Origin of the sequence: Lutispora sp., from assembly GCF_041687175.1 — a bacterium.
Classification (GTDB): domain Bacteria; phylum Bacillota; class Clostridia; order Lutisporales; family Lutisporaceae; genus Lutispora.
Window position 1 is genome coordinate 1 of record NZ_JAWLCK010000031.1, and the last position, 26,942, is coordinate 26,942.

A 26,942-nucleotide genomic window follows, 5' to 3' on the forward strand; every position below is an offset into this window, starting at 1 on the left:
AAAGCAACATCCGTTACTCTCTCTCCATTCAATAAATCCTTATTTGCCTCAGACAATTTTCTGTTTTTTATATATTCACTAAGGGTTAACCCAGAAAGATAAAAAAATATTTTTCTAAAGTGATAGTCAGAAACTCCGGCATATTCAGAAATTACTTCAAGAGACAGATCATCGGTTAAATGCTCTTCAATATAGTCAATCACATGGTTTAATTCCTTAAGCATTGACTCCCTCCTTTCATTCATATCTACATGATACCAAAGCTGCTATTATGATGCTCGACTTATTTAATATAAAAAATATCGAATTTCTATAAAAAATAGTACAATATATTCTTATTGCAGCTTAAAGCAGTGATTGAGCGGTCCACGCCCCTTACCAATACTAAGACCAGCTTTTAATGCGCCTGTTATATATTCTTTAGCCTTATTTACGCTTTCTATAATATTAAGACCCAGGGCAAGGTTGCATGCAATAGCAGATGATAGAGTGCAACCTGTCCCGTGGGTATTTGGGTTTTCAATCCTTGGGCTTTCAAACCAGAATGTCTTTCCTTCAGCTTTGAGCAAATCATCGGCGCTTTCATCCAGATGTCCACCTTTTATAAGTACGCTGCCTTTAGTCATATCTGATATCATATCAGCTGCACGTTCCATGTCCACTTTATTCTTTATGGTTAATCCTGAAAGACATTGGGCTTCAGGAATATTGGGTGTAATTACTGCAGCTAAAGGGAAAAGGAGAGTTGTTAATGCATCATTTGCATTATCGTTGAGAAGCTTGCTGCCGCTTGTGGAAACCATAACTGGATCCACAACAATATTTTCTGCACTATATTCGCGTAGCTTCATAGCTATAACTTCTATAATCTCTACATTTGAAACCATTCCGATTTTTACAGCATCAGGTCTTATATCTTGAAAAATACAGTCAAGTTGATTGGCGACAAATTCAGGTGTTGCCTCCAATACACCGTAAACACCAGTGGTATTCTGGGCTGTTAATGCGGTGATAGCGCTCATAGCGTACATTTTATGGGCGGTTATGGTTTTAATGTCGGCTTGGATTCCTGCTCCGCCGCTGCAGTCTGATCCTGCTATAGTCAATACTTTTTTCATAATTTCATCTCCCAATCTTCAAAAGAATTAAGATATATGTCTGCCATAGACTTTATTTCTTCCTTATCCTCCTCGGAGCTTTTATCATACATTGCTGCTACAAAAAAGCCTGCCGATTTGGCGCTTTTTATTGCATGAAGTGAATCTTCAAATACTATAGTTTCGTATTTGGAAGTATTAAGCATCTCCAAAGCTTTAAGAAAAAACTGAGGATTATCTTTTCCTATTCCTGCTTCGGAGCATGTAAGGATGAATTTAAAATATTTCGCTATATTCAGCCTTTCCATCGCATCTATTGCAAGATTATATTCGGTGGCGGTGGCTATGCACATTTTTACATTATTATTGTAAAGCTTATCGAGAAAAGGAATGACAGAAGGTTTTAAAGGCACTTTGAATCTGTACTGATTTTCAATCAGTCCGATAATCTCTTTTTTAATTTCATCTTCACTACCTCTTATAAAGTATACTTCTTTAAAATAGCTAATAGATTGTTCAAGACTTAATGTTTTAAGTACTTCGTTTATATTCCTTGGAGGAGCAATACCTTTTTGCCTTAGATATTCTGCTCCTAAGTCATCCCAGAAATACATTGAGTCCAGCAAAGTGCCGTCCAGATCAAAAATAGCTCCTTTAATTTTCATGGCTTACCAACCTGGATGAAATCTGATGCAATTTCTTTACTGCTTCAGTAATATTATCTTGAGCAAATATAGCCGAAACTACTGCAATACCTGATATTCCGCTTCCTGCAAGTTTCATGGCATTATTCTCATTAATGCCGCCAATAGCTACTACAGGTATGGATACCGCTTCACAGATATCTTTGAGCATTTCAAAGGACACTGCTTCCGCATCAAGCTTGGTTGGAGTAGGAAATATGGTGCCAACACCTATGTAATCAGCACCATTTTGCTCTGCATGAATAGCTTGTTCTACCGTTTGGGCTGATACACCCAGGATTTTATCGTGGCCTATCATTTTTCTTACATCTTTTGCATCCATATCTTCTTGACCAACATGGACTCCATCAGCTCCGCAGGCTATGGCAACTTTTACATTATCATTGATTACAAAAGGTACTTTGTATTTATCAGTTATTTTCTTTATTTCTATTGCTATATGAAGAAAAGAATTATAGTCAAGGTCTTTTTCCCTCAGCTGCAAAAATGTTATTCCTGCTTTGAGGGCTTCTTCAACAGCATCGCTAAGAGAGCGATTCTTAAGCCATGAACGTTCTGTAACGGCATATAGTAGCATGGAGGATTTATCTAATTTCAATTTTCATGCCTCCTTCTAAGGTTTTAGCATCTAGCTTGCTTATTGCATCAATGAGATAGGTTCGGTAGGAAGATGTACCTGCATCATTTTTTACTACTTTGTCATAAGCTAATTCTCCACATAGCCCCATAACACAAACTGCAGCTGCAGCAGCGTCCAAATGGTTGTCTGGATTTGCGGCACAATATGCGGCTATTATTGCTGTGAGCATACATCCGGTACCACTTACCTTTGACATCATATGATGTCCGTTTCTTATAAGATAAGCCTTATTTGAATTTGCTACAATATCAATAGCACCGGTAATAACAATTATAGCTTTAGTTCTTGCACTTAATTCTTTGGCAAAAGACACTGTTTCATCCAGATTTTTCTCTGTTACTGCATCGCTTATATCGGCATCCACACCCTTTGTGGTTCCCCTTCCTTTAGAAACGGTTTTTATTTCGGAAATGTTGCCGCGTATAACAGAGAATTTAACTTCTTCTAAAAGCTTAAAGGTTGTATCTGTGCGTAGCTTTGATGCACCTGCACCAACTGGATCAAGGACTACAGGGTGAGAAAGCTCATTTGCTTTTTTGCCTGTCTTAAGCATTGTTGTAATTGTTCTTTCATTTAAGGTTCCAATATTGATGACAAGAGCATTGCATAAAGAGGTAATTTCTACCGCATCTTTTTCATCGTCGGCCATAATGGGAGAACCACCACAGGCTAATAGTGTGTTTGCCACATCATTTACTGTGACATAATTTGTGATGCAGTGGACTAAAGGTGTTTTCTCATGAACATTTTTCAGGATACCTTCAAACATATAAAAACCTCCATACATAAAATTTTAATTGGTAAATAATTTGATAATTTTTAGATACGAAAAATGGGAAGTGCCTAATAGGTACTTCCCATAAATTGTCATCCCAGTAATTTCCCTACGTTGGCATTATCCAAATCAGGTAATAAGGGTCGAAGCTGTATTCGCTTCCTCTCAGCCTGCACACAAGCTCCCCTGAGTATTTAGTTTTGCCTAAATACTAACATAATATATATTTGATTGTCAACGATATTAAAAAAAGCCAGTCATAACTCTTATTAGTCCTGACTGGCTTTGCACTTATTGCAGAATCAACATAAACATTCCGGATACCATCCAATTATACTGTAGGGGATAATAAATACTACTATGCCGGTAGCATAGGGAGCTATTTCATATTGCTGATAATAAATGGCCATACCTTCGGGAGTAAGGTAATAACTATTTGGATTGAAATTCTCAACAATCAGCTTTCTGTAATCATCAAAATATGGAGGTGTATCTGATTTCATATTTTCATCTGCCTGTCTAATAATTTCTTTTATAAGCAGCTCCTTGTAATTTGTTTCGGGTTTGAAGTAGCAATAAAGTGGAATATGTGTACCAGTGCATAATTCCCAGGTATCAGAACTTCTTATGGTATTGCCATGGGCACCGCCTGTATACTCATATTTGTCAACATAAAGACTTAAGTAACCATTTTCGTTATAAGTAATTGTATATTCCATGTAAGCTTCAAATCCGTGGAATGGAAAATCATTGGCCAGGGAATTCTTGTAGGTTTCAACGGCAAGATCATATAATTTGTTGGAAGCATACATATAATAGTCACAAATTTGTATGTTTATCTGTTGATTTATGATTGTTTCAGAAATCTGGTTATCTGGTATATTAATGACTGGGTATATGATAGTTAAGGTGAGCACATCAGTATTATCATATTTGAATGTATGTTTATATCTATTCATAGAAATATTGGCTTTGCACTTATCAAAATTCATATAAATCCCTCCATATATAATACTATGAGTTGCATTTATGAAAGATGATATATTTTCTTCCCTAAAATATATTTACGGTTTGTTAGATTCCTTTCTTATTGGTATTATATATGTATGGATATATCACGAAGGACTGAGTACTTATGAAGAAATTAGTCATTGGAATATTAGCCCATGTAGATGCTGGGAAGACAACTTTATCAGAGAGTTTGCTTTATTTAACAGGTAAAATTCGAAAATTGGGACGGGTGGACAAAAAAGACACCTATTTAGATAATTATGAGTTGGAAAGGGCAAGGGGAATAACTATTTTTTCCAAACAAGCCGTATTTGAAGTTGATGGTACACAAATAACTTTATTGGATACCCCAGGCCATGTAGATTTTTCAACAGAAATGGAGAGAACCCTCCAGGTCCTTGATTACGCTATTTTAGTAATAAGCGGAATGGATGGAATACAGGGTCATACCATGACCTTGTGGCGTTTGCTTTCCATATATAAGATTCCAGTATTTTTATTTATTAATAAAATGGACCAAGATGGAGCAGATAAAGCTAAAATAATAAGTGAGCTAAAGAAACAATTGGATGACGGTTGTATTGAATTTGGACAATATGATGAAGAAGACTTCTACGACCAATTGGCTATGTGTGATGAGTCCCTTATGGAAGCCTACCTGGAGACAGGACATATCCAAGTTTCACAAATTAAGGCTGCTGTCAAAGCTCGTAAAGTATTCCCATGCTTTTTCGGTTCAGCTTTAAAGCTGGAGGGAGTTGAAGAGTTCATCCAGGGGGTTGTAAAATATTCGGAAATACCTTCATACCCATCAGAGTTTGGTGCCAGAGTATTTAAAATAGGCAGGGATGAACAAGGAAACCGGCTTACCTATATGAAAATTACTGGCGGAATGCTTAGGACAAGGGATGTTTTAAGCAATGGAGTTTGGGAAGAAAAAGTAACCCAGATTAGAGTCTATTCAGGACAGAAATTTGAGGCTGTCAATGAGGTTGAGGCAGGATCTGTATGTGCGGTAACAGGACTAAGCCAGACAAAACCTGGTCAAGGTTTGGGGATAGAGAAAGCTTCAAATATGCCTGTTTTGGAACCTGTATTATCCTATCAGATTATACTTCCTGAGGGCTGTGACCCAAGAGTAATGATACCAAAGCTGCGCCTTTTGGAAGAGGAAGATCCGGAGCTCCATATTGTATGGGATGAGCAGCTTCAAGAGATTCAGGTGCAGATCATGGGTGAGGTGCAAACAGAGGTTTTACAAAGTCTTATAAAAAGTCGATTTGATATTGATGTATCCTTTGACTCAGGTAAGATTGTTTATAAAGAGACTATTGCAAATACAGTTGAAGGAGTAGGTCACTTCGAACCTTTGCGGCATTATGCCGAGGTTCACCTGTTGATGGAGCCTGATGAGAGAGGAAGCGGACTTCAGTTTGATGTTCAGTGCAGCGAAGATGTGCTAGGTAAGAATTGGCAAAGACTAATTCTATCCCATCTTGAAGAAAAGGTTCATAAAGGGGTTCTCACAGGGTCGGTTATTACAGATATGAAAATCACATTAGTTTCAGGCAAAGCTCACAATAAACATACACAGGGTGGTGATTTCAGAGAGGCTACCTATAGGGCAGTGCGCCAAGGTTTAATGGAAGCAGAATCTATATTGTTGGAACCCTATTATGGTTTTAAGCTTCAGGTGCCTGAAAAAATGGTAGGAAGGGCTATATCAGACGTTGATAAGATGCACGGAACATGTCAGATTTCACATATTGACGATGAGATGGCAGTTATTACTGGTACAGCTCCTGTTGCTACCATGAGAAACTACCAAAAAGAAGTGATGGCTTATACAAAAGGACAAGGCAGGCTCTTCTGCTATCTCAAGGGGTATGAGCCTTGTCATAATACGGAAGAGGTCATAGAAATGATAGGATATGACCCTGCAAGAGATGTGGAAAACCCAATAGATTCTGTTTTTTGCGCAAATGGCACCAGTTTTTTAGTTAGTTGGGATGAAGTAAAAGATTATATGCATATTGAAAGCTGCTTTCAAAGCTATAACAGCTTATTGGAAGAAACGGCTCAAAGCCAGGCTTCCTATAAGGAGGAGAAGTGGATTGGTCCAGAGGAAATTGACAAAATCCTCAATAGAACCTATAACGCAAATCAAGGGAAAAAATCTGTTTGGCAAAAGCAGAGGTCAGTTTCCCACAATTATTATAAATCCTCTGATTATAAACAGGAGTGTATAGAAAAAAAAGAAGAATACCTTCTTGTAGATGGCTATAATATCATATTTGCCTGGCCTGAGCTAAAAGAGCTTGCTGAAAGCACCATGGATGGTGCCAAAATGAAATTGCTTGATTTTCTAAGTAACTATCAGAGTATTAGAAAATGTAGGGTTATTGTGGTGTTTGACGCTTACCGGGTACAGGGACATGTTGAGGAAGTAATCGATTATGGCAATATACGTGTGGTATACACTAGAGAGGCTCAAACCGCTGATCAATATATAGAAAAGTTCGCCCATGACAATCAGAAAAAGTATAATATAACCGTTGCAACCTCAGATGGTTTGCAGCAGATTATTATAAGAGGTGCAGGATGCTCCTTGCTATCCGCTCGAGAGTTAAAAATTGAAATTGAAAGGGCTAATGAAAGAGCTATTCAGGAGTATAAAGAAAAACAAGGATTGGATTTTAATTATCTGAAGGATACATTATCTCCTGAAACTAAGGATCAAATAGATAATTTTTTTAAAAAGTAACACATAAGTAGTTATAACTCTTATGTGTTACTTTAGTTTATACCAATAATTGCTTGATTTCAAGAAATTATGCATGATATACTTAATATGGAATTAGAGTAAAATGCTATTATACCTGAATATAATAATCAAGTGCATCAGCTCTGGGGGAGAAGCTTAGAGGGAAAATGATGCATAGTAATAAAGGAGTGGAGAAAAATGAAAAAGATTCTAGTTTTGCTGGTTTTAACGTCTTTTATGATTCTAGGTGTTGTAAGCGCCGATTCAGGAAGTCTATGGTCCAAATATGTCAACATTGATAATAACTTTTCCTTCCATTACCCCAGCGGCTGGAGTGTTAGTACCAATAATTCAATAGTGGAAGCAAAAAATTCAACCACGGATGAACAATTATTGATGGTAATGATTCCTTTTGATCCATATAAGAGTCCACAGGATTTGGCCAGCGGATTTATTGACATGCTTAAGGAAGGAAACCCCAATGTCCGTGCATTTAATTGGAAAAGCCAACCTGAGACTGCGAGCATTCAAGTAATGTTTCATCTGTCTGATAATATCAATGGCAAAGAATACTCCGGTCTTGGAATGGTTATCAAGTCAGCTCAGGAAGCTTTATGGTTTTCTTACTTTGCTCCCACATCTGATTATTACCAGGTTCGCGGTTTGAATATACTTGAAGGGTTTATAAACTCTCTATCAACGGGTTCTGCTTCAAAAGACCCAAATATTGACTACAGTATCAAGATAGCCGAGAAAATTGAAAATAACTCAAAGGCGTTTATGTTTGTCCTTGAGTTTGCTCTTGGAGCTCCCTTTACACAAAGTCAGGAAAATGTGATTCTTGACGAGCTTAAGGACGGTTGGCGTTATAGGTCGGAAGAGGAACTTCAACAATATGACCTATACCCGATTATTATGGAAAGTATTTTGAAATTGGGGCAAAAAGATCTGGAAAAGCTCCGATCTGATATGGAAAAGTCTATCAGAGAATGGCTTGTTGAGACGGATCAGTCTGATCGGGCCGTGAAGATAATCAACGGTCAATTAGAAAGCCGAGGTAAAGTAGTAATTGATGGAAACCCTCCACTGACAGAAATGTCCCTGACCGCATATAGTGAGATGATCGCCTATTCAAGAATGCTTCAGCAAAATCCTCTGGCAAAGCCAGAGCAAATATCTCAAGAATCTGTAAATGAAATTAAACAACAAGTAATAGAAGTTTGGGAATCCTTTTCCACTACCGACAAAGAGGACATAGCAACATCCCCGGGGTTATGGATTTGTCTGAGAGCGATTCTTCAGAACGGTTCAGAGGAGGAACAGGATAAGGTTCGAGTTAATCTAAAGGAGCTGGGGGCTGTCACCAGTAACATAGATAATAATAGTACTGATTCGAAAACTAATAGCACTGGCGGTTCAGAGAGTAAAAAACCAATGGATATGAGTGCTCATTGGTGTCTGATGCAAATGAGGGAGATAACTTTCAATACCTATATGTGGAGCCACGGATATAATTATCTTCCAGCAACAGGAAGGATGTGGTAATGAAAAAGCATGTATTTCAGCAAATTTGAAATACATGCTTTTTTAATTTGACAGGGGAAAAAGGTGATTTTTGTAAGGGATACTTATAATGAACTATAACTATTATTGAATGAAGCGGCGCAAAAACACATATATGGAGAGCAATATTTCTATAGGCTTTTGATAATATCTATGAATTAACTTTATACTATTGGAAACTATAGAAGATATATACGAAGATTTTTAAATACAAATTTTAACAGTGAAAAGGTGATGTAAATGAGCGATACAATGGGTACCATTTCTTTTGAAAAAATGTTGGAAGTGTGTCTTGAGGATTATTATACAAAGAAGAAAATCTATGAAATCGAAGAGAAATACTTCTTCAGACAAAAGAATAAAGGCATGGAAATGGTTTTTAACAATGAATATTTGAGTACGCCAATAGGCCCAGCCGCTGGACCCCATACCCAACTAGCACAGAATATTTTGGCCGCATATTTAACAGGTTCTAGGTTTTTTGAGCTTAAAACCGTCCAGGTTATAGATGGAAAGGAAATGCAGGAAATGGTAATTAAGCCGTGCATTGAGGCAAGAAATGTAGGCTATAATGTTGAATGGTCAACCGAATTAACTGTAGAAGATGCTAAAGCTGAATATATAAAGGCATCAGTACTGCTGCAGGTATTTGCCAAAGAGCTGGGCATATCCGACAGTAAAGACTTTATGTTTAATATCAGCGTAGGCTATGATTTAAAAGGAATAAAATCAAAAAAAATATCGGATTTTATTGATGACATAAAAGATGCAAAAAACACCGAAGCTTTTAAAGAATGTATTGATGTGCTCAAGAAGAATATAGGAAAGTTTAAAAATTTTAAAAATGATGATATAGATAAAATTACTTCTAATATATCCAATATGGTTACCGTATCAACAATGCACGGCAGCAAGCCTGAAGAAACATTGGATATTGGTACTTACCTCATTGCTGAGAAGAAACTGAATACATTTATTAAACTAAACCCTACTTTGTTGGGGTATGAAAATGTCCGAAGTATTTTGGATAATCTGGGTTATGAGGATGTAGTAATTAGAAAGGAAGACTTTGACAACGATTTGAAATTTGACAATGCTGTCCAGCTTATAACAGAATTGATGAAGATGGGAAAAGAAAATGGAGTGTCTGTAGGAATTAAATTAACCAACACTTTGCCTGTATGCAATTCAAGGAATATATTGCCGGGGGAAAGCATGTACTTGTCAGGAAAACCATTGTATCCTATTGCACTGGGAGTGGCAGAAAAGTTTGCAGAGAGGTTTAATGGCGATATTCATATCTCCATGTCAGGGGGAATTGATAAAAACAACATAGCGAGTGTGCTAAAAACAGGAGTTGCCCCTGTTACATTTTCAACTATACTTCTTAAACCCAGAGGTTTTATAAATACAAAAGATATAATGGCGAGAATAAAAGATGAGGAATTCTCCTTTGGCAGTTTGGATGTAGAGGCTTTGAAGGAGCTAGCATTGGTTTCAAAAAATGATGCAGCATATAAAAATAAAGGGGATAATAAAATACTCTCTGATACGTTGCCAACCTATGATTGTTTTGAGAAGAATTGTGGTATCTGTGTGGATGTATGCCCCAACAGAGCTAATATAAAGCTATTTGATGAGACCTTTGGTTCCGCGTACCAAATTGTCCATATTGAAAACAGATGTTATGAATGTGGCAACTGCCATACTTTCTGTACAAGAGGCGGATATCCATATTTTAAGAAGGTCACATTATTTCCGACTGCGGAAGAATTTCGTAATTCCAAGAATGCAGGTATTCTCAGAATTGGGGATAACAAATTCCAGATAAGGGACGAGACAGGGAAGGAATATGTTTATGATTATAATCCAGGTGAAGGGCAAGAAGGGAAAAGAGAAATCGAAAGAATGGTTATTACCTTAATGAGAGATTTTCCTTATCTAATGGATTATGGCAATGTGTGATATTGTGCAAATAGGAATAAGGAGTATATTGTAACATAAATTATGTTAATTAGGAGATGCCAAGAACATAATCTTGTTATAAAATAATAGCTGATTATACCTTTTGATAACTTTTGTATTATAATCAGATTTTTTAAATATGTTTAAATATTCCTCTTCACATCTGATATATCTTCCTTTATCAAGTTTAGACATACACCAGTTTTGGAACCTTGCTTTTTCAAAAAAGCAGGGTTCTACTACTATTATGCTTCCCTCTGGCTTTAATACTTTACGAAATTCCTTAAGATAACCGAATAATGATTCTGAAGGGATATGGTGAAGTACCGATAAAATCAGAACATGATCTATGGAATTTGGCGGCAATGGAAGTATATGGTCTTCAATTGCCATAAATTTGTGACTTGGATATAGCTTTTTAGCATACTCTATTCTTTTACTATCACAGTCAATTCCAACATAAGTTGATGGTTTAAACAAATATGAACTGGAACCAATACCGCATCCAAAATCAAGGACTTTTTTACCTTTAAAGTTTATGCAATCATTAAACATGGCATTATAAAACATATTTGAGAACCATTTAGGTCGTACAAGAATATGATAAAATTCTGGGGATAATTCCATAGGATTAACCTCCGTTAAAGATATAGTACAAAAATAGGATGCTACAAAAACTTGTAGATTATTATTAGATTTTTATGAGTAGGTTGATTTTTAATGATAGTATAATAAATTGCAGGAACAATCTTTGGTGTTTGAATTGTTCAAAGTTTTTGTAAAATCAAACTTGTTACACTACTTAGTATTGACACTCAAATATTATTAAATTATAATTATTTTGTAGGAATATGAAGGATAGCATTATTAATCAGTATTTTTACTATTAAACTGCTTTGTTTATGTGATAGAGGTATTCCCTGTATCGGAATAAACAAAACCCAGTAAGAGGCCATGAAACAAGGGCTTTTTGCTGGGTTTTATGTTGTCAAGTATAAGCAGGGTGATAAATAAAAATTGAAAAGTATGAGCATGCAAAAAAAATGTGAGGTGAAATAGAATGAAAATTACTGATATTCGTTTAGGGATGATTTCTGTTCCACTTATTGTTCCGTTTAAAACAGCGTTGCGTTCGGTAAACAGTGTAGAAGATGTTGTCATTGAAATTCACACAGATACGGGACATGTTGGATATGGTGAGGCTCCTCCTACGGGAGCAATAACCGGTGATACTACAGGTGCTATAATAGGCGCAATAAATGACCATATCAAAAAGGTTCTTATAGGGCGAGATGTAGACGATTTTGAAAATATTATAAAGGCTATGAATGGAAGCATTGTTAAAAATACCAGTGCAAAAGCAGCTGCAGATATGGCCCTTTGGGATCTTTATGGTCAGCTATACAATATCCCAGTATATAAAATGCTAGGTGGAAGCAGAAAGAGTATAGAAACCGACATAACTATCAGTGTTAATTCACCTGAGGAGATGGCCCGTGATGCTGTAAGCGCTATTAAGCGCGGTTATAACTGCTTGAAAGTCAAAGTTGGAAGTAATCCTGAACTGGATGTTGCAAGACTGTCTGCTGTTCGTGAAGTTGCACCGGATGTTCTCATTCGTATAGATGCGAATCAAGCCTGGTCACCAAAGCAGGCTGTTCGTATTTTGAATCAAATGCAGGAGAAGGGTTTAGACATTGAATTTGTTGAACAGCCTGTAAAGGGTCATGATTTCGAAGGCCTTAAATATGTAACTCAGAATTCATATGTGCCAGTAATGGCTGATGAAAGTGTATTTTCACCGCTGGATGCTCTAAAAATCATGCAGATGAGAGCTGCAGATCTCATCAACATAAAGCTTATGAAATGTGGAGGCATTACCAATGCACTACAAATCGCTTCAGCTGCTGAGATTTACGGAATAGAATGCATGATTGGCTGCATGCTGGAGGCAAAGATAAGCGTTAATGCAGCAGTACATTTGGCTTGTGCAAAGCAGATAATCACAAAGGTTGATCTTGATGGTCCTGTTCTTTGCAGTGAAGATCCAATCATTGGTGGTGCAGTGTTTAACGAAAAGGATATCACAGTAAGCGATGAGCCTGGACTAGGAATAAAGGGTATCGAAAAAATCAGATATATCTAAAGCGCAACTATATATCAACATTCACTTGAGCCACCGTTTTGGAATAGTAGAAACGGTGGCTTAATTCCAATATGTATTCGACCAGTATTGAATTATGTCTTGTTCAACAAGTCTAGAAAGTATGTTAGTATATGTATTGAGAGGGAAATAATTCTAAGGAGGCCACTAGCATGTATATAAATGATAATTTTAAATACCTTAGTATTGGTCTTTCAGATGATATATTAAGGCGTAAACTCTATGGAGATTTTGAAGGTGCTATTCGTTTATTGGATATGAAGCTGGAAGCGGAGAATATTCCTGAGTCATTCAAAAACTGCCTCAAAGTACAGCGCGAGATCATGCTTCGTCTACCGGATGATTATCCTCTGACAAAGGAAGAAGCCCTAGACATTATATATAAGCATATTCCAGACTTTACCGAAGAGGAATTTGCAAAACTTGAAGATGAAGGAAGAATAGGCTGGATATATATAAAGGGTGAACCTCATTACTTCAACCGATTTTTTGAAACATTATGCAAAACAGATGCCACCTTTGCGAAACGAGCAGGTATCAAAACACTCGAAATGGAAAGTTATATAAATGGTGAGCCAATAAAGGACTACTCTATGAGAGTAATGAGAGACAAAGGCAAAATGACAAATCAAATTCGCTGCCGGGCATCTGTGCGTATCAAAGATGAATATTTTGAAAAGGGTAAACAGGTTCGTGTGCACTTGCCGATCCCATGCGCCTGTGAGCAACAAAGGGATATAAAGATTGAGAAAATATATCCAGAGAATGGCTTCATCGCTCCTGAGGATGCACCCCAGCGTACAATTTGCTGGGAAGAAATAATGGAGGAGAATCATGAGTTTTCTGTTGAATTCTCATACATACATACTGCAAAATATCATGATATATCCAAAATTATGCCCTCGGAACAACAGCCTACCTTTGATACAGATGAATTGCCACCACACATAATATTTACTCCTTATATCCGTGAGTTGGTTAATACGCTTACAAGAGGCATAAATAATCCTCTTGAGAAGGCTAGAAACTTCTATGACTTTATAACCAAAAATGTAAAGTATTCCTTTATGCCGGCATACTTTGGGCTTGAAAACATAGCAGATAGCTGTGCTCGAAATCTTGTAGGAGATTGTGGTGTGCAGGCACTGCTCTTCATAACCATGTGCCGATGTGCCGGAATACCCGCACGCTGGCAAAGCGGATGGATAGTTGAGCCAGAATTCTGTGGAGCTCACGATTGGGCTATGTTCTATGTAGAACCTTACGGTTGGTTGTATGCTGACCCTTCCTTTGGAGGTGGTGCTGTGAGAGAAGGCAATGAAGCTCGAAGACAGCATTACTTTGGGAGCTTGGATCCTTATCGCATGGTTGCAAACTCAGAGTTTCAAGCAGAGTTTACTGTACCAAAAAATCATTGGAGGGCAGATCCTTATGATAACCAGGTGGGAGAGATTGAGATAGAGGATAGAGGCCTTAGGTATTCCGAATACGAACGCACAAAAGAAGTTATATCCTGTGCTGAGATATAAATATACTAATATAAGCCTGTGGAAATGGATTTTCCTTTTCACAGGCTTTTGCTTTATATGTTTTATGAGATTATAATAAATGTAAGAAAGATTTATATTGAGTTATAGAAATTAAAAAGCTTATGAATATTAGGAGGGATATAATTGAAGTACAGCATACTAGGGAAAACAGGATTAAATGTGTCAAGAATCGGCTTTGGAGGCATACCCATTCAACAGTTGGATCAAAAGGATGCCAATAGATTAATAGGGAAATCGATTGATCTGGGTATAAACTTCTTTGATACCGCCAGAGGATACACCATAAGTGAGAATTTAATAGGTGAAGCACTTGAAGGAAAAAGAGAAAGTGTATATCTTGCTACTAAGTCCATGGCTAGGGATAAGGAGGGAATGAAAAAGGAGATAGAGACTTCCCTTAATAATCTAAAGACAGAGTATATAGATCTCTATCAGCTTCACAATGTACCTTCATTACAGGAACTTGAAAAAGTTATGGCAACTGGTGGAGCCTTGGAAGCTTTGCTAGAATACAAAGAAAAAACTATGATAAAGCATATCGGAATAACAAGCCACAGCATAGAAGTGATTGAGAAAGCCCTTGAATACGATATTTTTGAAACCATACAGTATCCATATAACGCAATTGAAACTCAGGCAGAAGATATTTTTAAAAGGGCATATGAAAACAATATTGGCATAATTGTAATGAAACCTTTCGCTGGAGGTGCTATTACAAATGTTAATGGGGCTTTGAAATTTATATTGGAGAAGGAATATATTACCTGCGCCATACCGGGAATGTGCAGTATAGAACAATTGGAGGAGAATGTGAAGGCAGCTGAGAACCCAATCTTAAAGAAAAAGGAAAGAGAGGAACTGTTAAAAGAAGCTAGAGAGCTGGGAGATACATTTTGCAGAAGATGTGGATATTGCCAGCCATGTCCTGAGGGAATAAATATTCACATGATGTTTATCCTGGAAAGCTACTACAGGAGATATAATCTTCAGGGATGGGCAGTGGATAGGTATGAGAAACTTCCATCAAAGGCAAGTAATTGTATCAAATGTGGATTATGCGAGACTAAATGCCCGTATAATCTTCCCATCAGAACCATGCTGGAATCTGTAAAGGATTTGTTTGAATGATCAAGAAAAAATATAAATTCTTAATTTCAATTTGGGGGAGTTATTTATGGTAATAAATAAGGTATTGGCAGTATATTTCAGTGCTACAGGAACAACAAAAAAGGTTATTGAGTATATTGCCAATGCCATAGGCAGGAAAATTGATGCCCCTGTAAGTATTATTGATTTTACCCTTCCAGACGCAAGAAAGCAAAACCTGAAGTTTAGCAAGGATGATCTGGTCATATTTGGAACTCCAGTTTATGCAGGCCGTGTACCTAATATACTTCTGCCTTTCTTAAATGAGAATATAAAAGCAGATAATACATATGCAATTCCCATAGTGTTGTTTGGCAACCGCAATTATGATGATGCCTTAAAAGAGTTATTGAGTATATTGAAAAAAGATGGGTTTCATATATTAGCTGCCGGTGCGTTTGTAGGGGAGCATGCCTTTTCTAAGACGCTGGCTGCAGGAAGACCAGATGAGTCGGACATGCTTTTTGCTGATGGATTAGTGGATAAGGCAGTAAAAAGAATTTACCAATCTAATAATAGTTATATGGATATATTATTTATTAAGGATGAAGAACCTTTACGACCATATTATAAACCTAAGGATCGCAATGGTATGACTATAAATATTCTGAAAGTAAAACCTAAGACGAATGATAATTGTAAAAGATGTGGGCTATGCGCAGAGGTTTGCCCTATGGGCTCCATCAGTCATGAAGACTATAGCATTATAATGGGCATATGTATCAAATGTGGAGCTTGTATAAAGAAATGTCCAGAAGAAGCTAAGTTCTTTGATGATGAAGGATATCTATATCATAAGATGGATCTTGAAGCGATGTATTCAAGAAGGATTGAACCAGAACTTTTTTAAAGCTTGACGGCATGCACCAAAAAGTTTTATGTGTTATAATTATATTATGTAAATATAACGAATAAAGTTGCATAAACTTCTATAAATATTGGTAAAATTTATATAAGTATTAATGCAACTAAAAACAAGGAGAAATGTTTATGTTTAAGGTTAACGATTATGTTGTATATGGCACAACAGGTGTATGTCAAGTTTTGGACATTGTAGAAGAGAAAGATGAAAATAATAAAAATGTTCAATACTATATTTTGCAGCCAGTATACAATAATACCATGAAAATCAAAACACCTGTAGACAATGATAAGGTTCTAATAAGAGAGACTATTACAAAGGATAAGGTTTTCTCACTGATAGAATCTATGCCAGAACAAGAGACCATCTGGATAGAAGATAATAGGAAGAGAAACGAGGTCTATAAGGCTGCTCTTAGGACAGGAAACTGTCAGGAATGGATAAAACTCATAAAGACATTGTATCTAAAGAAAAAGGAAAAAAACGCACTTGGGAAAAAATTAATGAAATCGGATGAAGAAATAATGAAAGCTGCTGAAAAAAATCTCCATGAGGAGTTTGCAGTAGTCCTAGATATAACCCCAGAGGAAGTCCTTCCTTTTATTCTTAAACATATTTCATAAGCTAAATCTGACTGAATAGCCTAATCCGATTTATATTGGATTAGGCTGTCTTTATGATGTATACTTTGGAGCATTGATCATGCATGTGAGGTTAGTACAGAAATTTTCTGGGAGAGGTGTGAATATGTTAATAAAAGCGAAATATGAAGGCTATTGTAGAAAATGCGGCAGACCTATTTTTGTAAATGATGTTTTTGATTATAATCCAGATTCTAGTTCTAACAGTAAGGCCCTTTGCCTTGTTTGCTATACAGGAAATACAAGAGAAGATAGCTGCCATCACTGGGCTGTTACTAAAAAGAAATTCTATTTTTCAAGCTCAAATAGATACCGTAGCCCCAGATATTCAGATACCTGGTCTGATAAAGATTTTAGCTGCCTAATATGTTCCAAAAAAATTACCCATTTAGGTAGAACACAGTATATTAAGTATGAGAATAAATGTGTACATGGAGGTTCTTATCCAAGATATAATGCAGGATCTACAATTACTCATGAACCTATTGATTCCAAAGAGAATCCAGATTATAATATAATGATTACGATACAACATATGCTTAAAATGGACAAGCATAGAGAGTACTGGGATATTCTATCAGATCATTTAGAAAGCTTATTGATAAGAAATCCATGTTTTAAAGAGAAATCATCGGTATCAACTCAATCATTTGAAGAGAAATATGAAACAGCCGATGAAGGTGTATATTTAAAGACAAGATGTAAGATTTACGATTATGATTCTAAATGCAAATAAGCAAGTCAATGCTAGACTTGCTTATTTGCTCTGGGCAAGGTTCAAGTGTTTGTACAGACCCTCCTGATTAATCAGTTCTTCATGGGTGCCTTGCTGAATGATTCTTCCATTCTCCAGCACAAGTATGATGTCCGCATTCTGGATGGTAGAGAGTCGATGTGCAATAGCAACTATGGTTCTGGTGCCAACTAAGTCGGCAATAGCTTTCTGTATTTCCTTTTCTGTTTTAACATCTACAGAAGCAGTTGCTTCATCCAGAATTATAATAGGAGCCTTTCGTAAAATTGCTCTTGCAATGGCAATTCTCTGCTTTTGACCTCCTGAAAGCCTCATGCCTCTTTCTCCTACCTTTGTTTCGTATTGGAGAGGCATTTCCATAATATCATCATGAATTCTGGCAGCCTTTGCAGCAGAGATGATATCATCCATATCTGATTTGGGGTTGGCATATCTGATGTTTTCTGCAATGGTTTCGTTAAAAAGGAATGTATCTTGAAGCACCGGCGCTATATTTGCCCTAAGGCTTTCCAATGTTACTTTTTTGATATCTATGCCATCAATAAGAACTCGCCCTTGTGTAGGGTCATAAAACCTTGAAATCAACTGAGTAAGGGTAGTTTTTCCCACACCAGTGGGTCCTACAAGAGCAATCATTTGGCCTGGTTTGCATGTGAAACTGATATCCTCCAAGACAGGCAAATCATCTTCATATTGAAAATACACAGAATCAAAGGTGATACTTCCCTGTACATTCTCCAAAGGCTTTGCTTCTTCGTCATTTCTGATGTCTGAAGGTGTATCAAGAATCATCATTACACGCTCTGCTCCCGCATAGGCTTGCTGCATTTCTTCCAGAAGTCGAGCCAGCCCTGAAATGGGTGTATAAAATAAGGATAAATATAGTAAGAAAGCTACTATATCTGATACAGCCAACTCTCCATGAAAAGCAAGAATTCCTCCTATGCCAACTACGATTATGGTACCTATAGAAGAAAGAAATTCTACCACTGGGTGAAATATTCCACTGAGATTGAGAGCGTGAAGCATCGCCTTAGTGAAAATACCAGCTTGTTTAGTAACCTGCTCAATCTCGTATTTTTCTTGGCCGAAGGCTTGTATTTCATGGATGCCGGAGAAGTTGTCCTGTAGCTTTGCATTTAATTCTGCAAGAGCTCTTTGAGATACTTTAAAGTTCGGCCTGACCTTTGTTGTAAAAATCCAACCTGAATATAGAATCAAAGGAACTGGTATGCAAGTTAATAATGCAAGTTTGACATTGATGGTAAGCAAAACAATCATGACACCAGCAACGGTGACTATGTTGGTTACCATTTCAGGTATTATGTGAGCATATAAAAGCTCAAAAGTGGCAGTATCATTTACAACTCTGCTCATCAGATCTCCTGTTTGTTTATCACTGAAAAAGTTCATAGATAATTGCTGAATGTGACTATATACCTTAATTCTCATATGCTCTACCAGATTCCAAGCAGCCTTATGTGCCAGATAGCTGCTTAGGTAACGGAACAGTATCTTTAAGATATATAAGAAAATCAACAGAAGTGTAAGAGTGCTTATTTCTCTTAAATCATTTTCTGTCAAGCCTTTCTCTACCAGCGCTGTCATAGATGATAACATTTTGGGAGCAGTCAGGTTGATTATGGTCATTGCAAAAGTGGAAAATATGGCTATCACATACAATGTTTTATACCTGATGGCCTCTTTTCCAAGCCTCCATAGTAATTTCATTAGCTTTCCTCCTGTGCAAGTCATTCTCCATATATTATATAACGATAAGTAGACATTTTGCTATATTCTTATAAAGCTACAGTTGTTTTTCATTAATTGTAAAAAGGCGGGAAATTTATACTCTCTAATTTCAAATGAAAATGGGTAACTGCTGTTTATGAAATGGCAAGTCTTAGCCATGTTATAAAAAATTGGTTTTTCTTCAAAATTTGGCATGCAAAGTTATTGACTTAACAACTCATGAAAAATATAATAGGAATTGTGTCTGAAAATGATGAATTATAAATCATTACAGCGTTTAAGAGAGGACAGTGAAGAGAATGAAAAAAATAATAACATTCATATTAATGGTTATGATTTTGATTAATGAATCTTTTGTTGCATATGCTGAGCCAGTTATACATGACTTTCATGATATTTTTGAAGAGAATGGGTCTATAATGCTGTTAATAGAAGCCGAGACAGGGAAAATAGAGGACGCTAACAAAGCCGCAGCAGATTTTTATGGATATACAATCGAACAACTAAAATCTATGAATATAGATGATATTAATACCCTTGAGGCAGATAGCATACAAGAACAAATGAAATCAGCAGTAAATAATGACAATCACTATTTCGTATTTGAACATAAATTGAAAAGTGGTGAAATACGAACTGTTGAAGTGTATTCTTGTCCTCATACAATTGGGGATAGGGAATTACTTTTTTCAATAATATATGATATTACAGATGAAGTTTACCTTGAAAGAAAAAATAAAGCATTAACATATTCATTGACTACTATACTGTTTTTAATACTTATTTTTCTGATATTGTTTATCGTAATACTCAATAATAATCTTAAGGAAATTAGGGAGAAGAATGAGCAAATAGAAGCTTTTAATGAACTAAAAGAATCATTTATCGATTCCTATGATAATCTGATATATTTAAAGGATGAATATTTGAAATATGTTTTTATCAATAAGGCAGTGAAGGAATTTTATAATAGGGAAGAGTCACAAATAATTGGCTACGGAGACTTTGAGATATGTGACAAAGAGCTTGCGGAGAAAATACATGATATTAATCTAGCTGCTCTTGAAAAAGGAACTACTATAAAGACAGAGATAAACTTTAATGACAGGGTATATAGGACCATAAATTTCCCTGTTAAATTGCCAAACAACAAATATGGAGTTGGAGCATATGTAGAAGATATTACTGAGCGAAAAGAGCAGATGAGAAGAGTTGAATATATGAGCTCTCATGATGCATTAACAGGTCTCTATAATAGAATGTTCTTTGAAGAAGAACTTAAGAAAATAGATATAGGTATAAACCTACCTATATCAGTAATAGTTGCAGATGTAAATGGTTTAAAACTGACAAATGATATTTTTGGACACGATGCTGGTGATGAGCTTTTGAAAAAAGTCGCTGAGATATTAAAAAAAGTATGTAGGGCTGATGATATAATCGCCCGCGTAGGAGGAGATGAGTTTGTAATATTACTGCCCAAAACGGCAGCAGAAGGTGCTGAAAAAATTATTTCCAGGATTAAGAATGAATTTTCCAAAGAAAAGGTCAAGGCAATTAAAGGAAGCATATCCTTAGGATGCGACACAAAATCCTGCCAATATGAAGATATAAATCAGGTAAAAGAGAATGCGGAAACTAAAATGTATTCTGAAAAAGCTCTAGATAGAAGTGAAGCTAAGAGCACTACAATAAAAACCATAATTGAAGAGTTGCACAGGAGTTATCCTGAAGAAGAGGAACATGCGAGATATGTAAGTCGCATATGTGAAAGAATTGGCGTAGCTATGGACCTATCTAAGGATGAATTAAAAAAGCTGAAAGAAGTAAGCTTTTACCACGATATAGGCAATATAGTTCTGGATGAAAAGTTACTTAAAAAGACTGAAAAGTTTACAGAGCAAGAACAAAAAGAGATAATGCAACATACTGTTGCTGGTTTCAGAATCTTAAATTCCTTTGATGATACCATGGATTTAGCACAATCGGTATTATATCACCATGAAAGATGGGATGGGACAGGCTATCCCAAAAGATTGAAGGGTGAAGAAATACCAAAATTAGCTAGAATTATAGCGGTGGCCGAATACTATGAAGAAATTAGAAATGGATTCGGCGGTAAGACTTTGGATAAAGAAGAAATTATTCATGAAATAAGAAGACAATCAGGCTTGAGACTAGATCCGAAAATAGTTGATATTTTTGTTAGGATTTTAATGGATGATTTATAGTTTTTATATGAAAACTATGTAATTAAACACGGGGGGTTATTATGTTTTTTAAGTTTGTTAAACCAAAAGTATTACGTAAAGAGAGAATCAAATCAATTGATTTTGTGGAAATAGAAAAGAAATATGATCAGCTATATGAAAATATAAAATACGGTCAGAAACTATCAAAAACAGGAAGTTGGACTCTGGATAATAAATCTGGAGAGATGTTTATTACTTATGAAACTTACGAAATATTAGGGATCAATCCTGAAGAGTTTGGCGGAAAACTGGAAAGCTTTTTTTCATTTGTGTATCCAGAAGATCTGGATAGGGTAAAAGAGGCTGTTGAAGGCGCTTTAGAGGGATTAGAATATGATATAGAATATAGAATCATAACACCTGATAAACAGATTAAATATGTTATTGAAAAAACCACTATTATTTTTGATGAACAGAATAATGCCATAAAAACCATAGGTATTATACAAGACATCACGGAGCAAAAATTATTGGAAAACAATCTGAAAGAAATAAGCGACAATTTAAACCAAGCTCAGAGAGTAGCTGGGGTAGGCAGCTGGAAGTATGACATTATAAAGGATGAATACTACGGTTCTGAAGAAATGTATAGGATATATGGAGTGGATCCGTTAGAATTTCATAATGACTTTAGAAATGCCTTGAAATTAACACATCCTGAGGATAGATACAAGATAGAAGAAGCATTGAAAAAGCATTTAGCAGGGCAGCCTTGCACTATTGAGTATAGGATACCTCAAAAGGATGGGAGCCTAAAGTATGTCATTGGTAAAGGTGAGCCTATTTTTGATAAAGAGGGACGGGTTATAGCCGTTATAGGCACTTTGCAAGATGTAACGGAGAATAAGATATTAGAACAAGAATTGAAGAAACACCATCGGATAATCGCTCAAGGGCAAGCCTTAGCTCATATAGGAAGCTGGGAAATGGATTTGGCAACCTATGAGATTCATTGGTCTGATGAAGCAGAAAGGATTTATGGTTTTACTCAGGAGCAATATGCCAATACCTATGAAGGGTTTTTGAAAATGGTACATCCAGATGACGTTGAAGTAATAGAAGGAATATTAAACAATCCCTCTGATAAGCCAACTGAGCTTGAATTTAGAATAATAAGAGTAGATGGCACCATAAGAAACATATATGAAATAGCAGAATTCGCGTTTGGTGAAGAGGGAAAACCTTTATATCTATATGGCACCATTCAGGATGTTACAGAGAAAAAGCAGATGGAAGAGGAGATCAATAAGATTCAAAGACGATTTAAAGTTTTGGTACAGAAGTCTAATGATGTCTTTGAAATCATTGATCCTGACGGAACCATAAGATATATAAGCGATGTCTCAAGTAGAGTAATAGGATACAAGCCAGAGGAGAGAATAGGAAGGAAAATATTTGATTTTTACCTGGGAGCTGAGCTTCAAAAGCTTAAAGATATGATAAAGCTTGCTGTAGCAGATCCCAACAAAGAAGTTCAAGGGGATGTTGTTTTAAAAGGCAAGGATGGGCAGGATATATACTTGGAAGTCTATATGCAGAATTTATTGCATGAACCCTCTGTTGAAGGAATAGTGATAAACTTCAGAGACATTACCAAAAGAATAAAAATGGAAAAGAGGATGGCTTATATATCAACCCATGATGAGTTGACAGGACTTCCTAACAGCCGATATTTCGCAAGGCAGTTAAGGATACAATGTCAATATGCGAAAGAAAACCAGTCCAGATTTGCTGTAATGATGCTTGATATAGACGGATTAAAACATATAAATTACTCGTTGGGATACGACATAGGGGATAAGCTTATATTAGCCATTGTGGAGAGATTGAAGCTATGTTTAAGCAATAGTATACTCTTAAGCCGGTATTCAGAAGACCACTTCGCCATAATAGTTCAAGGAAATAAGCTGAAGAGTGAATATGACGACATTGCCACAAGCATAATCAATTTGTTTCAAAAGCCTTTTAAAGTAGAAAACTATGAGTTGGATGTATTTGCTAATATCGGCATATCTATTTTTCCAAATGATACAAATAACATTTATTCTCTGAAAAAATATGCAAAAGTTGCTCTGCTCAGAGCAAAAAAGGAGATGAAAAATACTTATAAATTTTATTATTCTGATCTAGACATAATCAATTATAAAGAATCTATATTGAGAAGTGATTTGCATCATGCTATAGATAATAACCAGCTAAGAGTGCATTATCAGCCTATTGTAGATTTAAAAACTAATAAAATACTAGCTGCCGAAGCGTTGATTAGATGGGAGCACCCGGATTGGGGATTGGTAAAACCAAGTGAGTTTATACCTATAGCTGAGGAGACCGGTCTGGTAATTGATATTGGAAAATGGGTATTAAGGGAAGTTTGCAGTAATTACAAACAGTGGATGAGCAAGGGCTTACCAAACATCAAGATATCTGTGAATTTTTCTGCTATTCAGTTCATGGAAAATGACTTTCCAAACCAAATAAAAAATATATTAGATGAATATCAATTGGATTACAGCTTTTTAATAGTAGAGATCACTGAGAGCGTATTAATAAAAAATGTTGATAAAGTAACATCTGATATAAAAAAGCTCCAATCTTTTGGAATACAGATAGCTTTAGATGACTTTGGTACAGGTTTCTCATCTTTGGCATACTTGAACTCCTATAAATTTGATATATTAAAACTGGATGGTTCTTTTATAAAAGATATTGCTTTAGGAAATAATAGCGCTGCCATAACTAAAACCGTCATATCCTTAGCCAAGGAACTAAAGATGAAATTAGTAGCAGAAGGTATTGAGAATTGGGAGCAATTATCCTGCTTGAAAGGTTTGAACTGCTATGCAGGTCAAGGGTATTTATATAGTAAGCCTATTCCTCTAGAGGGCTTTGAGATACTACTAAACAAGCGAAAATGTAAGCCGATGATTATTAGTGATCAAGTCTTAATGCCTAAAGAAGACCGAAGGAAGTATTTCAGAGTGAAGTTTACCCAGATGTTAGAAGCTGATTTAACCATCAAAGAGTTAAAAGGTAGAAGTATTAGTGTCGGAAATACTAAAGTATTGATTGAGAATATTGGTCCTGGAGGATTATGCTTTATATCCAATATCAGTTTCCCTAAAGAGAAGGATTTTGTATTGCAGTTTGTTACACAATTAATTGATCATGAGATAAAAGTGTGCGGTAATATAGTATGGGCAGCAGAAACAGATAGTGATTTATATAAATATGGAGTAGAATTTATAATAGATGAAAATGAGAGAGTGGATATTATTAGGATATTGAATCAAGTTCAGATACGAATGAGAAATAATTTACTGTTTGCTGATGGGAGCTTTGTTTCTGTGTCACCCAGTGTATATTTTAAAAAACTTGCCTAAGAGTTTTAGTGATAATGAGTCATCTGATAATAGATGACTCATTCTTATAAGTAAAAACCATGTAAAAATTTGCATTTTTGTGATATTATATGTAGTAACAATTACAATACATGTCTGATGCATCGTAGTATTAGCCTAATATAATGTTTATAAAGTATTTTTACAATATATAATTGGAGGAAAGTAAATGTTTATCCTGCCTGGTTATATAATACGTGAAAAGCTTTTGGATAGTGATATGATAGAGATTTACAAAGGGACTACAGTCGGGTCAAAGATGCCAGTGCTTATAAAGAAACTAAAGGAAGAGGCTTCAAGTCCTACAAATATATCTAGACTTGTCCATGAATGGGAGATAACGAGAAATATTGAATTAGAGGGCATTTTGAAACCCATTAAATTGGAGAAGTTAATGGATTCATATGTAATCATAACGAAAGATATTGGAGCTGTATCCTTAAGTCATTATATTAAAGACAGGATTATAGATATTGATTCTTTTCTTGATATTGCTGTTCAATTATCGGAGACACTTAGCAAACTTCATAATAGAGGTATAATACATGGTGATATCAGGACAGAAAATATTCTTATTCAACCTGACACTAATAAAGTTCAAATTATGAACTTTCATAGAGCAGTTCTCTTTCCCCCAAAAATTAATAATCAAACTGCTATGCCTGAAGGTATCGGGGATTATGGAAATGATTATTACTCTCTAGGTACAATGTTATATGAAATATTAAATAAGACTAATACATCTAAAGTATGTGATAGTGAAGTACCGGAGACATTATGGTTTGTTATCATGAAAATGATTTCACATAATCCAGATGAGAGATATCAAAGCGCTTATGGGCTTATATATGATTTGAAGAAATGTAATTATCAGTGGAGCCATATGGGAAGGATTGAACCTTTTCAATTAGGCCAGGCAGATACATTTCTTCACTTTCAATTGCCTAAAGAGTTCTATGGCAGAGAGAAGGAAATCGATTTGCTCAAAGATGCCTTTGAGAGAGTATGTAACGGTGAAGGTGAGTTATTACTGGTAAGTGGATATCCTGGTGTAGGGAAAACTATGTTGATAAACCGAGTACTAAAGCCTATTGCCATAAAAAGAGGTTATTTTGCATATGGGAAATTTGATGAGGTGCATAAAAATATACCTTATGCTCCTTTTGTAACTGCTATTGGGAGTATTTTGAAAATGATTATGACAGAGAGCAAGGAAGAGCTTATTTTATGGAGAAAGAAAATATTCAAAGCCTTAGGAAGCAGCGGTGCTATTATCACAGAACTTATTCCTGAAGTAGAATTGTTAATTGGACCTCAACCACCTATTGAAGCTCTCAATCCTAAGGAAGCTCAAAACCGATTCTTAATGGCATTCAGCAACTTTATAAAGATATTCGCTGAAAAGGAACATCCATTGGTATTATTCTTGGACGATCTCCAATGGGCTGATTTATCTTCTTTGAAACTCATAAGTCATTTATGCAATGATACGGGACTAAACTATGTGCTTCTTGTAGGAGCATATCGCAATAACGAAGTAAGTGAAGAACATCCATTATCGTCTACTATTAAAGAAATAGCAGATGAAGGAGTCTGCGTAGAAAATATTGCTTTATCTTCCTTTAATAAAAAAGAAACTATTGAATTTATTGAGGGAGCATTATGCTGCTCCAAAGAGAGTGCAAGTTTAATATCAGATAAACTATATCGTGAAACTTACTGTATACCTCTATTTTTAGGACAGTTATTAATATCACTTTATGAAAATAATATACTTATTTTTAATGCTGAAAATTCCAGTTGGGAATTGAAAGAGGAATCTATACGTGGAATCCAAATACCTGATGGAATTGCAGAGCTTATGTTTGAGAAACTAGAAAACCTTAATGAAGAAACCCGTGATG

19 protein-coding genes, 1 pseudogene and 1 riboswitch are annotated in these 26,942 nt (G+C 35.8%); of the genes and pseudogenes, 12 read left to right on the top strand and 8 right to left on the bottom strand.

The window, feature by feature from the left end:
- The 6 genes and pseudogenes from ACESM9_RS06750 to ACESM9_RS06775 form a co-directional block, all read right to left on the bottom strand.
- Positions 1 to 224, bottom strand: a pseudogene (locus tag ACESM9_RS06750) (AraC family transcriptional regulator); the annotation flags it as partial.
- 111 nt (positions 225 to 335) lie between these two features.
- Positions 336 to 1,118 (bottom strand): bifunctional hydroxymethylpyrimidine kinase/phosphomethylpyrimidine kinase, encoded by a 783-nt coding sequence (gene thiD / locus ACESM9_RS06755; protein WP_372996580.1) that lies wholly within the window; start codon positions 1,116 to 1,118, stop codon positions 336 to 338.
- Positions 1,115 to 1,762: an HAD family hydrolase gene (locus tag ACESM9_RS06760; RefSeq protein WP_372996582.1), complete on the bottom strand. Its 648-nt coding sequence runs from the start codon at positions 1,760 to 1,762 to the stop codon at positions 1,115 to 1,117. The genes thiD and ACESM9_RS06760 overlap by 4 nt, the downstream gene beginning before the upstream one ends.
- On the bottom strand, positions 1,752 to 2,399 hold the full coding sequence (thiE, locus tag ACESM9_RS06765) for a thiamine phosphate synthase (RefSeq protein WP_372996584.1): 648 nt from the start codon (positions 2,397 to 2,399) through the stop codon (positions 1,752 to 1,754). The genes ACESM9_RS06760 and thiE overlap by 11 nt, the downstream gene beginning before the upstream one ends.
- The gene (gene thiM / locus ACESM9_RS06770; protein ID WP_372996586.1) at positions 2,386 to 3,210 is read right to left on the bottom strand and encodes a hydroxyethylthiazole kinase; all 825 of its coding nucleotides are present in this window, start codon (positions 3,208 to 3,210) and stop codon (positions 2,386 to 2,388) included. Before thiM ends, thiE begins: the two co-directional genes overlap by 14 nt.
- 95 nt (positions 3,211 to 3,305) lie before the next feature.
- Positions 3,306 to 3,414, bottom strand: a riboswitch (TPP riboswitch).
- Positions 3,415 to 3,518: 104 nt separating this feature from the next.
- On the bottom strand, positions 3,519 to 4,208 hold the full coding sequence (locus tag ACESM9_RS06775; RefSeq protein ID WP_372996588.1) for a DUF3298 and DUF4163 domain-containing protein: 690 nt from the start codon (positions 4,206 to 4,208) through the stop codon (positions 3,519 to 3,521).
- A gap of 143 nt (positions 4,209 to 4,351) precedes the next feature.
- Between ACESM9_RS06775 and ACESM9_RS06780 the strand changes: the two genes are divergently transcribed.
- The 3 genes from ACESM9_RS06780 (at position 4,352) to ACESM9_RS06790 (ending at position 10,519) form a co-directional block, all read left to right on the top strand.
- Positions 4,352 to 6,991 carry an NYN domain-containing protein gene (locus tag ACESM9_RS06780; RefSeq protein WP_372996590.1) on the top strand — a complete coding sequence of 880 codons (2,640 nt, stop codon included), beginning with the start codon at positions 4,352 to 4,354 and terminating at the stop codon, positions 6,989 to 6,991.
- A gap of 198 nt (positions 6,992 to 7,189) precedes the next feature.
- A complete protein-coding gene (locus ACESM9_RS06785) occupies positions 7,190 to 8,536 on the top strand; it encodes a hypothetical protein (protein ID WP_372996592.1) in 1,347 nt (448 codons plus the stop codon).
- A 258-nt stretch (positions 8,537 to 8,794) separates the two neighbouring features.
- Positions 8,795 to 10,519, top strand: a complete 1,725-nt coding sequence (locus ACESM9_RS06790) for a hypothetical protein (protein WP_372996594.1) — start codon at positions 8,795 to 8,797, stop codon at positions 10,517 to 10,519.
- A gap of 45 nt (positions 10,520 to 10,564) precedes the next feature.
- Here the strand turns inward: ACESM9_RS06790 and ACESM9_RS06795 are convergent, their stop codons facing one another.
- Entirely contained in the window at positions 10,565 to 11,146 is a 582-nt protein-coding gene (locus ACESM9_RS06795; protein ID WP_372996596.1) for a class I SAM-dependent methyltransferase, read from the bottom strand.
- 433 nt (positions 11,147 to 11,579) lie between these two features.
- Between ACESM9_RS06795 and ACESM9_RS06800 the strand changes: the two genes are divergently transcribed.
- The 6 genes from ACESM9_RS06800 (at position 11,580) to ACESM9_RS06825 (ending at position 17,618) form a co-directional block, all read left to right on the top strand.
- A complete protein-coding gene (locus tag ACESM9_RS06800) occupies positions 11,580 to 12,665 on the top strand; it encodes a dipeptide epimerase (protein ID WP_372996598.1) in 1,086 nt (361 codons plus the stop codon).
- 170 nt (positions 12,666 to 12,835) lie between these two features.
- Positions 12,836 to 14,212, top strand: a complete 1,377-nt coding sequence (locus tag ACESM9_RS06805; RefSeq protein ID WP_372996600.1) for a transglutaminase-like domain-containing protein — start codon at positions 12,836 to 12,838, stop codon at positions 14,210 to 14,212.
- A 144-nt stretch (positions 14,213 to 14,356) separates the two neighbouring features.
- On the top strand, positions 14,357 to 15,361 hold the full coding sequence (locus tag ACESM9_RS06810; RefSeq protein ID WP_372996602.1) for an aldo/keto reductase: 1,005 nt from the start codon (positions 14,357 to 14,359) through the stop codon (positions 15,359 to 15,361).
- Between the two features lie 46 nt (positions 15,362 to 15,407).
- The gene (locus tag ACESM9_RS06815) at positions 15,408 to 16,229 is read left to right on the top strand and encodes an EFR1 family ferrodoxin (protein WP_372996604.1); all 822 of its coding nucleotides are present in this window, start codon (positions 15,408 to 15,410) and stop codon (positions 16,227 to 16,229) included.
- Positions 16,230 to 16,369: 140 nt separating this feature from the next.
- Positions 16,370 to 16,864: a CarD family transcriptional regulator gene (locus ACESM9_RS06820; RefSeq protein WP_372996606.1), complete on the top strand. Its 495-nt coding sequence runs from the start codon at positions 16,370 to 16,372 to the stop codon at positions 16,862 to 16,864.
- A 124-nt stretch (positions 16,865 to 16,988) separates the two neighbouring features.
- Complete coding sequence (locus tag ACESM9_RS06825) at positions 16,989 to 17,618, top strand: hypothetical protein (RefSeq protein WP_372996608.1); 630 nt, start codon at positions 16,989 to 16,991, stop codon at positions 17,616 to 17,618.
- Between the two features lie 21 nt (positions 17,619 to 17,639).
- Here ACESM9_RS06825 and ACESM9_RS06830 read toward each other — a convergent pair whose 3' ends face one another.
- On the bottom strand, positions 17,640 to 19,367 hold the full coding sequence (locus ACESM9_RS06830; RefSeq protein ID WP_372996610.1) for an ABC transporter ATP-binding protein: 1,728 nt from the start codon (positions 19,365 to 19,367) through the stop codon (positions 17,640 to 17,642).
- Positions 19,368 to 19,687: 320 nt separating this feature from the next.
- Between ACESM9_RS06830 and ACESM9_RS06835 the strand changes: the two genes are divergently transcribed.
- From ACESM9_RS06835 to ACESM9_RS06845, 3 genes are all read left to right on the top strand, one after another.
- Positions 19,688 to 21,619, top strand: a complete 1,932-nt coding sequence (locus ACESM9_RS06835; RefSeq protein ID WP_372996612.1) for a diguanylate cyclase — start codon at positions 19,688 to 19,690, stop codon at positions 21,617 to 21,619.
- A gap of 41 nt (positions 21,620 to 21,660) precedes the next feature.
- On the top strand, positions 21,661 to 25,020 hold the full coding sequence (locus ACESM9_RS06840) for an EAL domain-containing protein (RefSeq protein ID WP_372996614.1): 3,360 nt from the start codon (positions 21,661 to 21,663) through the stop codon (positions 25,018 to 25,020).
- A gap of 187 nt (positions 25,021 to 25,207) precedes the next feature.
- Positions 25,208 to 26,942 (top strand): AAA family ATPase (locus tag ACESM9_RS06845; RefSeq protein ID WP_372996616.1); only part of this gene is annotated, 1,735 nt, incomplete at its 3' end.

Bases quoted from the DNA above. Each gene is read 5' to 3' on its own strand.
- ACESM9_RS06795 (WP_372996596.1), bottom strand. From the start codon at position 11,146: ATGGAATTATCCCCAGAATTTTATCATATTCTTGTACGACCTAAATGG.
- ACESM9_RS06805 (WP_372996600.1), top strand. From the start codon at position 12,836: ATGTATATAAATGATAATTTTAAATACCTTAGTATTGGTCTTTCAGAT.
- ACESM9_RS06815 (WP_372996604.1), top strand. From the start codon at position 15,408: ATGGTAATAAATAAGGTATTGGCAGTATATTTCAGTGCTACAGGAACA.
- ACESM9_RS06800 (WP_372996598.1), top strand. From the start codon at position 11,580: ATGAAAATTACTGATATTCGTTTAGGGATGATTTCTGTTCCACTTATT.
- ACESM9_RS06775 (WP_372996588.1), bottom strand. From the start codon at position 4,208: ATGAATTTTGATAAGTGCAAAGCCAATATTTCTATGAATAGATATAAA.
- thiD (WP_372996580.1), bottom strand. From the start codon at position 1,118: ATGAAAAAAGTATTGACTATAGCAGGATCAGACTGCAGCGGCGGAGCA.
- ACESM9_RS06760 (WP_372996582.1), bottom strand. From the start codon at position 1,762: ATGAAAATTAAAGGAGCTATTTTTGATCTGGACGGCACTTTGCTGGAC.
- ACESM9_RS06830 (WP_372996610.1), bottom strand. From the start codon at position 19,367: ATGAAATTACTATGGAGGCTTGGAAAAGAGGCCATCAGGTATAAAACA.
- ACESM9_RS06785 (WP_372996592.1), top strand. From the start codon at position 7,190: ATGAAAAAGATTCTAGTTTTGCTGGTTTTAACGTCTTTTATGATTCTA.
- ACESM9_RS06820 (WP_372996606.1), top strand. From the start codon at position 16,370: ATGTTTAAGGTTAACGATTATGTTGTATATGGCACAACAGGTGTATGT.
- ACESM9_RS06790 (WP_372996594.1), top strand. From the start codon at position 8,795: ATGAGCGATACAATGGGTACCATTTCTTTTGAAAAAATGTTGGAAGTG.
- ACESM9_RS06835 (WP_372996612.1), top strand. From the start codon at position 19,688: ATGAAAAAAATAATAACATTCATATTAATGGTTATGATTTTGATTAAT.
- ACESM9_RS06780 (WP_372996590.1), top strand. From the start codon at position 4,352: ATGAAGAAATTAGTCATTGGAATATTAGCCCATGTAGATGCTGGGAAG.
- ACESM9_RS06825 (WP_372996608.1), top strand. From the start codon at position 16,989: ATGTTAATAAAAGCGAAATATGAAGGCTATTGTAGAAAATGCGGCAGA.
- thiM (WP_372996586.1), bottom strand. From the start codon at position 3,210: ATGTTTGAAGGTATCCTGAAAAATGTTCATGAGAAAACACCTTTAGTC.
- ACESM9_RS06840 (WP_372996614.1), top strand. From the start codon at position 21,661: ATGTTTTTTAAGTTTGTTAAACCAAAAGTATTACGTAAAGAGAGAATC.